The sequence below is a fragment of the Deltaproteobacteria bacterium genome, assembly GCA_026712905.1.
Taxonomy (GTDB): Bacteria; Desulfobacterota; Binatia; order UBA9968; family JAJDTQ01; genus JAJDTQ01.
The window spans coordinates 1-11,526 of record JAPOPM010000212.1 but is presented as its reverse complement, the minus strand read 5'-3'; the positions used below and the strand labels follow the sequence as shown (position 1 = coordinate 11,526).

The window sequence follows — 11,526 nt, the reverse complement described above, 5'->3', positions numbered from 1 at the left end:
TACCCGACCCTGGGCCTCCGCCTGTTCGCCCTGGAGGACGCGGAGCTTCAGGAAGCCTGCTTCGAGCTCGCCAACGACTGGCTCATCGACTACTGCAAGGTGCACCCCCACAAGCTCGTGGGCGTGCCGTCGATCTCGCTTTACAACATCGACAACGCCATCAAGGAGCTGGAGCGCTGCAAGAAGGCCGGGCTGGTGGGCTGCCTCATATGGCAGGTGCCGCCGGACCACCTCCCCTTCACCAGCGACCACTACAACCCGTTCTGGGAGGCGGCCCAGGATCTGCAGATGCCCGTCAACCTGCACATCCTGACGGGGTTCAACTACAGCCGGTACGACAGGGAAGGCCTGGACGTCTACCGCATGACCGTCAACCAGAAGCTGGCGGACGCCGCCAACACCCTGTTCGAGCTGGTCTTCGGCGGCCCCATGTCCAACTACCCGGACCTCAAGTTCGTGTACGTGGAGAACGAGATCTCGTGGATCCCGTTCTACCTCCACGAGTGGGACAAGTACTTCAAGCGCCACGCCACCAAGGCGCCGCTGCCGCACATGAAGAAGCTTCCCAGCGAGTACTGCAACGAGCAGTTCTACGCCACTTTCTTCAGCGATCCCACCGGCGGCCGGCTGCTGGACTGGTGGGGCAGCGAGACCTGCATGTGGTCCAACGACTACCCGCACGCGGCGTCCACCTGGCCGCATTCGCGCCAGGTCATCACCGACGAGCTCGGGCATCTGCCGCCGGACATCTTCCGCAAGGTCGTGCGCGAGAACGTGCTGAAGCTCTATGACCTCAAGCTGGAGGGGGTCAACGCCTGAGGAGACTTTGATCAAGGTGGCGCCCTGAGCGAAGCGAAGTCGAAGGGCCCCATCCCGGAAAGAACACGAAGCGTTCGAAAGGAGATCAACATGGAAGCACTCGCCGAGAAACAAGAAGAGGTCCAGGAAAGGCCCAAGGCCTACCGGTACTCGCTCAAGACCCCCTACATGCAGCAGGGCCGGGTCACGCAGCTCGTGGCCAAGACCGACAACATGTGGATCCACACCAAGATCAACTCCGAGGGCGGCGAGAACGCGGTCCACTGCCACCTGGACGAGGACCATTCGTTCGTCGTGCTCGAAGGCCAGATGTCGGTCTTCGACGAGAAGGGCAACGAGTTGAAGATCGACAAGTACCAGGGGATCATGATCCCCAAGGGCGCGTACTATCGCTATCTCAACACCGGCGACGGCAACCTCGTGGTGTTGCGCATCGGCTGCGGCATCGACGCCACGCCGCCGCGGGGCGACGACGCGCGCCTCGGGCCCGACGGCAAGGAGATTCCCTCCGACTCGGAGGAGAACAAGACACTGCCGCCCATCGAGATGCCCGGCAAGTTCTTCGCGGAGTCCGCGGGGTAGTCGCGGACCAGCAAGTCCGCCGTCCATAGAGAAGTCATCAGCCGGCGCTTCGGGGACCTGCCCGCACGGGAACCTCGGAGCGCCGGTATTTTTGTGCCCAGGAGCCCGACCGCCGCGCGCCGCCAACCTGTCCCGCAAGGAGGGACGTGCCCGGGCACGTCCCGGTAGCGCCTTCCCACGCCATGCTGCACCACACCGGCCAGATCCTCTACAACATCCTGCTGCCGCTGCTGCTCATGGTGGGCTTCGGCACGCTGCTCCAGCGCTACCAGACACTGAGCCTGGAGACCCTCGCGCGTGTCAGCATGTACCTGCTGGTGCCGTCTTTCCTGCTGATCAAGATCTACGACAGCGACATCCCCTGGGGCGAGATCGGGCTCATCGCGCTGGTATTCCTGATCGTCCTGGGAGCCCTGGGGGTGCTGCTGTTCACCAGCAGCCGCGCCATCGGCGCACCCAACAAGACCGTCGCCGCCGTCATCCTCGGCAGCATCGTGTTCAACGCCGGCAACTTCGGCATCCCGGTGGCCCACCTGCTCTACGTCGAAGGCGGCACGCTTTTCCAGGGCCAGCCGGACGCGGAAGCGGGCCTGCACGTGCAGGCGCTGGTGGTGATGCTCAGCAACCTGCTGGTCTGGTTCCTGGGCTACCTGGTTTTGGCCGTGGCCAGGGGCGGGCGCGCCCGCGAGGCCCTGGGCATCCTCAAGCTCCCCATACCCTATGCCTTGGTGACCTCCTTCATACTGCGGGAGATCCGCCTCCGCTCGTTCAACGGCGCGGACTTCCTGCCCGTGTGGGTGTCCTTTCCCCTGCGCTCGCTGTCCGGGGCGCTGGTGCCCATGATGCTCGTGGCCCTGGGCGCTCAGCTTGCCAAGGGCGCCCGCTGGCCCCGATGGCGGCAGGTGGCGCCCATCGCGTTCGTCAAGCTCCTGGCCTTGCCCGCGCTCGTCGGCGCCGCGGCATACGCCTTCGGCCTCTGGCCCTGGCCCGGCGCCCACCTCATCATCGGCGCCGCCGCCCCCACCGCCGTCAACACCCTCATCCTGACCATCGAGCTCGACGGCGACGCCGAGCTCACCGGCGACGTCGTATTCTGGACCACGATCTTCTCCGGCGTCACCGTCGCCGGAGTCATCGCCGTGGTGACCGCGCTGGGGGCGGCTTGATGCATTCGTGACGGGAGTGGTACTTTTACGTCTGAACCCATCGTTCGAGTGGGAAGGCGCTACACCGTACACCTCGTCATTCCCGCGGAACAGGCTATGTCATGACGTCGCCCGGACAAGAACTGGCACCAACCCCCGAGTCGTCAAAACCGGGGAAGCAGAGCCCCCCGAATCGTCATTCCCGCGGAAGCGGCTATGTCACGACGTCGCCCGGACAAGAACTGGCACCAACCCCCGAGTCGTCAAACCGGGGAAGCAGAGCCCCCTCGAATCGTCATTCCCGCGGAAGCGGGAATCCAGGGGTGGCGAGGCGGGGAAACGCCGCTGTAGTGCCCCACCACCACCCCTGGATTCCCGCTTTCGCGGGAATGACGATTCGGGGCGTGGCGTGGTGGCGATGACGATTCGGGGCGTGGCGTGGTGGCGATGACGATTCGGGGTGTGGCGTAGTGGCGTATCGTAGTGGCCACATCCCTCAACAATCACGGCGACCAAGGCTGGGAGGAACCATGAAGCTGGCAGACCAAGTAGCAGTCATCGTCGGCGGCGCCCGCGGCATCGGCGAAGCCATCGCCGGCACCTTCGCCGGCGAGGGCGCGAAAATCGCCCTTGTGGATCTGGAGAGGACGCAGACCGAGCTGGACGGCGTCGTTCAAGCCATCCGGGAGAAGGGCGGCGAGGCGGTGGCCATCACGGCCGACGCCACCGACCTGGCGCAGGTGGAGCGAATGGTGGCGGACGTGGTGGCGCGCTGGGGCCGGCTGGACATCCTCGTCAACAGCGTCGGCTTCCGCGGCCCCATGGTCGAGGTGCACGAGATCACCGAGGAGGAATGGGACAACGTCCTCAACGTCAACCTCAAGGCGATCTTCCTCTGCTGCAAGGCCGCGCTCAAGGTCATGATCGAACAGAAACGCGGCAGCATCGTCAGCATCTCCGGCACTGCCGGACGCGAGGGCATGGCGCTGCGCGGTTCCCTGTGCGCCGCCAAGTGGGGCCTCCTGGGACTGACCCAGACCATCGCCAAGGAGGCCGGCCCCTCGGGCGTCCGCGCCAACATCATTTGCCCCGGCGGCATGGACGAAGCCGACCTGCGGGAGATGTACCACGACCGCGCCAAGGGCCTCGGCGTCTCCTTCGAGGAGTTGTGGGAGGGCGTCCTGGCCCACACCCCGCTACGGAAGCACGCACTGCACGAAGAAGTGGCCAACGCCGCCCTGTTCCTCGCGTCGAGCGATTCGTCGCACACCACCGGCGAGGCGTTGAACGTGTCGGGCGGGCGCTTGATGTCCTGACCCGCGCGCCCCGTGGCTCGCGGCTCCACTCCCAGGGGACAGGAGCTTGGTCGATCCAGATTAAGATGCGACACCTCCTCGCCACAGCCTTGCCCGCATTGCTTCTTGCCCTCTCACTCCCGGGGCCGGGGGTGTACGCCAATCCCCACGTGTGGGTCGAGGCCAGGATGGCGTTCGAGCTCGAGGACGACAGGGTCAAGGGGCTCGCTTTCGTGTGGCGCTTCGACGAGTACTACAGCTCCCACACGATCCGGTCGTACGACCGGGACCGCGATGGCGCGTTGGGGCACGCGGAGATACAGGAGCTTCGTGCGGGTACGTTCGATCCGCTTGGCCGGTCCGGATACCACGTGCACGTGTGGGCGTCGGGCCGGCGACACGAAGGCTACTCCGTCGATCGCTTCACGGCGAGAATCGAACAGGAACGGCTCGTCATCGAGTTTTCCTTGCCACTGACACCGCCCGCCGACCCGAGTGACGGCCCCGTCATCGTCAGTCTGTTGGATCCCAAGAACGTGGTGGACTTCCGTTTCCCCACATCGGGCTTCCTGGGAGTGGTGGGCGAGTTGAAACCGACCTGCAAGTTTCGGATCGCGCGCGGCAAGGGTGAGCAGGCCGGCCATCCTCGGCCCGTGACGCTCAGATGCGGAGGCTGAATTGTGACGATGGAACCGCTGCAAGGGAACCGCAGTCGGACACTGGCCGCATGGCTGGTGCTGGCGGGCATGCTCGCGGGGCTGATGGTCGCGCCGCTCGTGTTCCCGCAGACGCGGGGCGTGACGCCGGAAGTCGAAGTCGTCGAGGACGACGCCGGTGCGTTCGCGACGCTCACCGCAACCATCAAGGAGTTTCAACGCCGCGCCAACGCCGAGATCGCTACCTACATGAAAGCCATCGAGCGCGGTGACGACCTTGGGGTTTTCTTCCTCGGTCTCGCCATCGCGTTCGCCTACGGCATCTTCCACGCGTTCGGGCCGGGACACGGGAAATTCGTCATCGTTTCGTACTTCCTCGGACGGGAAGCGCGAGTAATGCGCGGCGTCGTCATGTCCGCGCAGGTCGCGATCGTTCACGTCATCGCGGCCGTCATCATCGTCTGGCTCGCGGACACGGTCCTCCGCGCCGGCTTTGGGATGGGACTGTCCGAAGTGCCGGGCGTACGTGCCGGGAGCTTTCTCATCATCGTCGGCATCGGCCTGTACATGCTGTACCGGGCCGCGCAAACGTCAAGAAGTGCGGTCCCCGAAGGCGGCGCCGCTCCTGAACGCAGCCACGGCCATGAGGGTTCACACCGCCATGGTCACGGTAGCGACCACGACCATGGCCGCGGCGGCAGGCTCGAAGGCGGCCTCGTGGCCCTGGCGGCGGGCATGGTCCCATGCCCGGGAGCCGTTCTGATCATGCTGTATGCGGTGGCGAACGACATGATCTACCCAGGGTTCCTGCTCGTGGCCGCGATGTCGCTCGGCATCGGGTCGTCAATCTGCGCGGTGGGAGTCGGAGCCATTCTCGCCAGGCAGGTTGCCATGCAGCTAATGGAACGGTCGGGAAGCAGCCGGCGCGCAGCCGCCCTGCGCACGACCATGAACTACGCCGGAGCCACATTCGTGACCCTCGTTGGACTCGCGTCCTTCATCGCGTTTCTCGACGTGCCGCTGGGCTGAGGTGGAGGTCGGTCCGAGGCAGGCTATACGTTCACCCGCTTCATGTCCCGTGTCCGGTTACCTGCGGCGGCCCCGTAGGGAAGGATGCCGTCGAGCCGGCGCAGGTCCTCGTCCGTCAACTCCACCTCGACAGCCTTGACGTTCTCCTCCAGGTGCTTGCGGCTCTTGCTGCTGGGGATGGGGAAGATGTCCGGGCCCTGGGCCATGAGCCATGCCAGCGCGAGCTGGGTGGTGGTGATGCCCTTGTCCCTGGCGACCTCGTCTACCTGGGCCAGCAGCTCCAGGTTGCGCTCGATGTTGCCGGGCTGGAGGCGGGGCTGGTTGCGGCGGCCGTCGCGTTCGCCCAACTCGTTCAGGCTGCGAACGGCGCCGGCGAAGAAGCCGCGGCCCAGGGGCGAGTAGGCCATGAGGCCCATGCCGAACTCGCGGCAGGCCTCGATGTTGCCCTGCTCGGGGTCCCGGGACCAGAGCGAGTACTCGATCTGGAGCGAGACGATGGGGTGGACCTTCCGGGCGCGGCGGATGGAGTCGGCGCTGGCCTCGGACAGGCCGATGTAGCGGGCCTTCCCCTGTTCCACGAGACGCGCCATGCCGCCCACCGATTCCTCCACCGGAACCTCGGGATCGATGCGGGACATGCAGTACATGTCCAGGCAATCGATGCCCAGCCGCTGGAGGCTTTCCTCGCAGGTCTGGACCAGGTACTTGGGCGAACTGCCGCCGTCGAGGCCGGTGCCGTCCGCGGCCCGGGGGCTGCCGGACTTGGAGTGGATCACCACCTGGTCGCGCCGGCCCTTGATGGCCTTGCCGATGAGCTCGTGGTTGTGGCCGTTGCCGTAGCTGGCGGAGGTGTCCAGGAAGTTGATGCCGAGCTCGAAGGCCCGGTGCAGGGCGGCGATAGACTCGTCGTCGTTGCCGGCCCCGTACATCCCGGACATGCTCAGACAGCCGAGCCCCATGGGCGACACCTGGCAGTCGGTGGTTGCGAATTGGCGGTATTGCATAGTGATTCTCCTCGTTGGCGGCCTTCAGTTCGCCTGAAGCCCGCAGCCTTTAGTGTCCCGTCCGGTGAATTCGCGCAATAATCTGCGGATTGTTTTAGCGTCGGCGGCGTTGTTCTTCCTCGCGTGGTCCCCCCCGCCGGGGCGACCGCAGGTCGCCCCTACAGGTCACGCGCCTTGCCGACGACGGAAAATCCTCCGCATCGTTTCATGCGAATTCACCGGACAGGACACTGGGCTGTGCCATTACTACGTCTTTGGGCGCGGAGAGGCAACGCGGTCCAGCGCAAGCGGTCAGGCAAGCGGGTTTCCGGAGACGATGGCGGGGAGGTCGCGCAGCGCCACGGCGGCCACGCCCTCACCGAGGGAATGGCTGGACGCGGGCCGGCCGATGACGTAGTGCGGGCCGGGGCGCCAGGGGCTGTTCGACGCGGCCAGACCGGCGCTCACCCGGAGCAGGCCGCGCGCGTCGCGCAGGGTAGGCCGCTCGCTCCACTTGCACTCCATGAAGCCGAGGACGCCGCCGGCGTCGCGCACGAAGTCCACCTCCTGGCCGCGCTGGTCGCGATAGTACCAGAAGTTGACGGGGGCGGACTCGGCCTCGTTCAGCTTGCGCATCTCCGCGAACACGAACGTCTCCCATACGGCGCCCAGGGCCGGCGACGTGAGCAGCGTGGAGGCGTCGAGCCCCAGCAGAAAGCACAGTAGCCCGCTGTCACGGAAATAGACCTTCGGCGTCTTCACCACGCGTTTGCCGAAGCTCACGTGCCAGGGTTCCAGCACGACGACCTGGCCGGACGCCTCCAGCACGCTCACCCACTCGCCGATGGTCTTCACCGCCACGCCGGTGTCCCGCGCGACGTCGCTCTTGTTGAGCATGGCCGCGGACCGCGCCGCCAGGACGCGGACGAAGCGCTCGAAGTCCCGGAGGCTCGCCACGTTGAGGATCTGGCGCACGTCGCGTTCCAGGTAGGTGGCCAGATACGAAGCGAAGAAATCCGCCGCCGGCACTTCCGGCGCGCGCCACAACTCCGGGAACTGGCCCCGGGCCATCAGACCGGCGAGGCTGGCCGCGTCGTCACCGGGAGGGGTCACTGCGTTGATCTCGTGCAGCGCCAGGTTTTCCAGCTCCACGATCCCGCAACGGCCGGCAAGACTGTCCGAGATCCCTTTCATCAGCGTGAAGTTCTGGCTGCCGGTGAGGATGTAGCGGCCCATGTCATGGCGACGCTCATCGATAGCCGCCTTCAGGTGGCGGAACAGGCCGGGCGCGTACTGCACCTCGTCGATGAGCACCGGCGCCGGATGGTGGTGCAGGAACGCGTCCGGGTTGCGCTCGGCCTGATCGGCCGTCGTGGGGAGATCGAGGGAAACGTAGTGATGATCCGGGAAGGTGGCGCGCATCAGGGTCGTCTTGCCCGCCTGCCGCGCACCGGTGACCACCACGGCCGGAAAGTGGGTCGCGAGCCGGAGTAGCCGGTCATCGATAATCCGAGGGTACTGCACCCGGATATTATGGGGTTGAAAGTTAAATTTGTCTACACAACGAGTTCAATGTCATCGGTGAGGCGAGGGCGTCCCGGCATTACCTTCCGGCACGGTTGCCGAGTCCCTACGGGTCTTCCACCACCAGGAACTGTCCCATCATGCCGTTATCCTCATGTTCCATGATGTGGCAGTGGTACATGTAGGGCACTTCCGGATCGGCGTATCGATCGAAGGGCATGATGATCCGGACGACATCGCCCGCGGGCACCAGGACCGTGTCCTTCCAACCGAGTTCCGCGCCGGTGGGCGGTTGGCCGTTGCGGTCGAGAATCTGGAACTGCACCAGGTGGATGTGGAAAGGGTGGGCCTGCCCCCCGCGATTGTCCACTTCCCATATCTCGATGTCCCCCAGCCGCACGACCTCGTCGATCCTCCCCATATCCATGATCTTGCCGTTGATGGGCGGCCCCGGACCGGGTCCGCCTCCAGCGAACCGTCCTCCCTGTGCTCCTTGTATCGGCCCTCCCAGCACCATCGGACGGGTCTTGGCGGCTCGTGCGCCATCGATGCGGGCGATGGTGTTGAGGCGCTCCGGCAGTGCGTGGGATGCGCGCTTCGCGGGCCGGGGAACGATCTTCAACAACTCCAGGTGCCCGTTGCCGATACCCCCGAAAAACGCCTCGACCGTTTCCAGCAGTCCGGCTTCCGGGTAGCTCTTCAACACCGCCTCGGCACCGTCGCTGAAGTCCACCAGTATCTCGGCGCGTTCCCCGGGAGCGAGGACCACGCGGTCGGTCTGGAGCGGTGTCTCGAGGAATCCGCCGTCCGTGGCGATCTGGTGAAACGCGCGGTTGTCGTCAAAACCGATGTAGTAGATGCGCGCGTTCGAGCCGTTCAACAGTCGGAACCGAATGCGGCGTGACTCAACCTCAAGAAACGGACTCCAGGTTCCGTTGACCAGCACGGTGTCGCCGTAAACGGCGCCTTGGTTGAGCCCGAAGCGGAACGCACCCTCGTCATCGAAGAGCCGGTCCTGGATCACGAGCGGAATGTCGTCGACGCCGTAGGTCTTGGGCAGGTCCAGCGCATCACTGTTATCGTCATCGATCCACATGAAGCCGCTGATTCCCCGGTAGACATGCCGCCCGGTGGTGCCATGCGGATGCGGGTGGTACCACAGCGGAGCGGCCTCTTGGTCGACTTCAAAGCTCGCGGTCCACGCTTCGCCGGGCTGAATCTTCTGATGCGGCGTGCCGTCCATGCGGGCGGGAACGTGCGCTCCGTGCCAATGCATGGTCGTCATTTCACCCATGCCGTTCCGGACGATCAGATCGACATCCTCGCCCCGGCGCAGTCGCACCGTCGGTCCCAGGTACGGGCCGTTGACACCCGCTGTCGGTGTTTGCTTGCCCGGCAGGAACTCCCGGGTCCCTTCTGCAACGGTCAGGTGGAACTGCCGGCGGCCTTCCACAACGGTCCCAAAAAGCTGTTCGGGAATCAGCAGTTTGTTCCGGAAGGTTAGCCCGCCGTTGGAGGCTCGAGCGAAGATCAGCCAGTAGCAGACCCCTACCGCCAACAGCACGACAACCAACAATCCCATCATGGCCCGTTTCATAATTTTCCTTCCATGGGAGAACCGCGTCGAGCGCTGGTGAATGGCGCCCTCTTGCCCGACGGCAATTCATCAGAGCTTCCCCAATTGGACGGCAGACGGTTCCGCTACGCGTTCACCCGCTTCATGTCACGGATGCGGTTCCCCGCGGCGGCGTACGGTAGGATGGCGTCGAGCCGCGCGAGGTCCTCATCCGTGAGCTTCACGCCGTCCCCGGTCAACCCAACGACAACCCGGCGCGGTGCCGCGAACGATCTGTAACGATTAATACAGATTGTTGATCCTTGAAATTGATCTGTTAATCTTTCCCTATGAGGGAATTACAGTCTTTAAGGAAACTCCTTGTCGCACCGTACGAGACCGGAACGGCCATTGTCCCCGCGCCGGACGGCACCGGGGACAGTGCGATCCGGGCCGCGGGCACGCACATCCCCAACGGCAACGCGTGTCTCGTCCGTGCATCGGTGGCGGTCTTCCTGTTTCTGCTGGCAGTCCTTGCGGAAGCGCTGCCGGTCCAAGCCCAGCGGACGGTGCCGACCGCGCCTCAGAGCGTATCCGCCACGTCGCTCAACACCCAGGTGAGGCTGAGATGGGCGGGGCCGCGGGACCACGGCGGTTTTGATCTGTTGCGCTACGAAGTGCGTCACGCTCAGGGCGAGAGCGTCCCCGACAATGCACCGTGGACACCGGTACCGGTGAGTCTCGGCACGACACGCAGGACACACGCCGTTACGTACATCGTTCACCTGCCCATCAACGTGTTGCACACTTTCGAGGTGCGGGCCGTGAACACTCACGGAGCCGGGCCGGCGGTGGAAATCCAAGTGACACCGGGTGTGCCGGTCGCTCCTTTGTACCTGTCCGCCACGGCGGGCAACCGCCAAGTGACGTTGGAATGGCAAGCGCCGACAGTGAACGGCGGTTCCGCAGTTTTGCGCTACGAAGTACGCCGCGCCCTGGGCAGGACTGTTACCGATCCTTTGTGGGGACCCCTTGATTCCTGCTGGCCACATGGTTCGGGTTGTGACGCTATCTTGAACCGGCGTTGGCCCCAGTGGATACCGGTGGGTCTCGCTACGACGCACACGGTTCGCAACCTCTCCGATGGCAAGCTGCACACCTTCGAGGTGCGGGCCGTGAACGCTCGGGGAGCCGGGCCGGCGGCGAGGGTCCGAGCGACGCCGTTGGCGACTGTGCCGACCGCTCCTCGGGACGTGTCCGCCACGCCGGGCGATGGCATGGTGACGGTGACCATGGAGCCGCCGGAGGACGACGGCGGCTCCTTTGCCCACCTCGAATGGCGTCATGGCAAGCTCTCAGGCCGAGGCCTGCACGAGAACGTTCCCTGGGTTTGGGCAGCATTCTTTCGTCGCACAGGAATGACGGTGCCACTTCGATTCTTGCACAACGGCAGGCCTTACCTCATCGAGATGCGGGCCGTGAACGATCGGGGAGCCGGACCGGTGGTGCGGGTCCTAGCGATCCCGGGCATGCCCACCCCTCTCCGGGACGTCCGCCTTACGCCGGGCAATCGCCAAGTGACGCAGACATGGAAGGCGCCGGTGGCGAACGGTGGCTTCGCGCTGTCACACTACGAAGTGCGGCACGGGCAGGGCAGCAGCCTCGTGAATGTGCCATGGAAATCGGTAGGTCTCGCTACGGAACACACCGTGACCGACCTGGTCAGCGAAACGCTGTACGCCTTCGAGGTGCGGCCGGTCAACACTCGGGGACCAGGGGTGACTTCGCATAGAAAATGGAGGACGGGCAAGGCGGCGCCGGCCGCGCCTCAGACCGTGTCCGCCACGTCGCGCAATGCCCAGGTGACGCTGAGATGGGCGGGGCCGCGGGATCACGGCGGTTTTGAGTTGTTGCGCTACGAAGTGCGCCACGCACAGG

Annotated in this window: 10 protein-coding genes; 7 read left to right on the top strand and 3 right to left on the bottom strand. The window is 65.2% G+C overall.

All coding sequences use genetic code 11. The features are described 5' to 3' along the window. From OXF11_17590 to OXF11_17565, 6 genes are all read left to right on the top strand, one after another. A partial coding sequence (locus OXF11_17590; GenBank protein ID MCY4488913.1) for an amidohydrolase family protein occupies positions 1–819 on the top strand: 819 nt, incomplete at its 5' end. A 90-nt stretch (positions 820–909) separates the two neighbouring features. Next, a complete protein-coding gene (locus tag OXF11_17585; protein ID MCY4488912.1) occupies positions 910–1,401 on the top strand; it encodes a cupin domain-containing protein in 492 nt (163 codons plus the stop codon). Between the two features lie 146 nt (positions 1,402–1,547). Beyond that, positions 1,548–2,567: an AEC family transporter gene (locus OXF11_17580; GenBank protein ID MCY4488911.1), complete on the top strand. Its 1,020-nt coding sequence runs from the start codon at positions 1,548–1,550 to the stop codon at positions 2,565–2,567. Between the two features lie 509 nt (positions 2,568–3,076). Then, positions 3,077–3,862 (top strand): SDR family NAD(P)-dependent oxidoreductase, encoded by a 786-nt coding sequence (locus OXF11_17575; GenBank protein MCY4488910.1) that lies wholly within the window; start codon positions 3,077–3,079, stop codon positions 3,860–3,862. Positions 3,863–3,927: 65 nt separating this feature from the next. Beyond that, entirely contained in the window at positions 3,928–4,518 is a 591-nt protein-coding gene (locus OXF11_17570; GenBank protein ID MCY4488909.1) for a DUF1007 family protein, read from the top strand. A gap of 9 nt (positions 4,519–4,527) precedes the next feature. Continuing rightward, a complete protein-coding gene (locus OXF11_17565; GenBank protein MCY4488908.1) occupies positions 4,528–5,526 on the top strand; it encodes a hypothetical protein in 999 nt (332 codons plus the stop codon). A 23-nt stretch (positions 5,527–5,549) separates the two neighbouring features. Here OXF11_17565 and OXF11_17560 read toward each other — a convergent pair whose 3' ends face one another. The 3 genes from OXF11_17560 to OXF11_17550 all read right to left on the bottom strand — a co-directional run bounded on the left by OXF11_17560 (position 5,550) and on the right by OXF11_17550 (position 9,630). Next, a complete protein-coding gene (locus OXF11_17560) occupies positions 5,550–6,530 on the bottom strand; it encodes an aldo/keto reductase (protein ID MCY4488907.1) in 981 nt (326 codons plus the stop codon). A 291-nt stretch (positions 6,531–6,821) separates the two neighbouring features. Further along, the gene (locus OXF11_17555; protein ID MCY4488906.1) at positions 6,822–8,033 is read right to left on the bottom strand and encodes an ATP-binding protein; all 1,212 of its coding nucleotides are present in this window, start codon (positions 8,031–8,033) and stop codon (positions 6,822–6,824) included. Between the two features lie 106 nt (positions 8,034–8,139). Beyond that, on the bottom strand, positions 8,140–9,630 hold the full coding sequence (locus tag OXF11_17550) for a multicopper oxidase domain-containing protein (protein ID MCY4488905.1): 1,491 nt from the start codon (positions 9,628–9,630) through the stop codon (positions 8,140–8,142). A gap of 308 nt (positions 9,631–9,938) precedes the next feature. On the opposite strand from OXF11_17550, the gene OXF11_17545 reads away from it, so the two are divergent. After that, a partial coding sequence (locus OXF11_17545; GenBank protein MCY4488904.1) for a fibronectin type III domain-containing protein occupies positions 9,939–11,526 on the top strand: 1,588 nt, incomplete at its 3' end.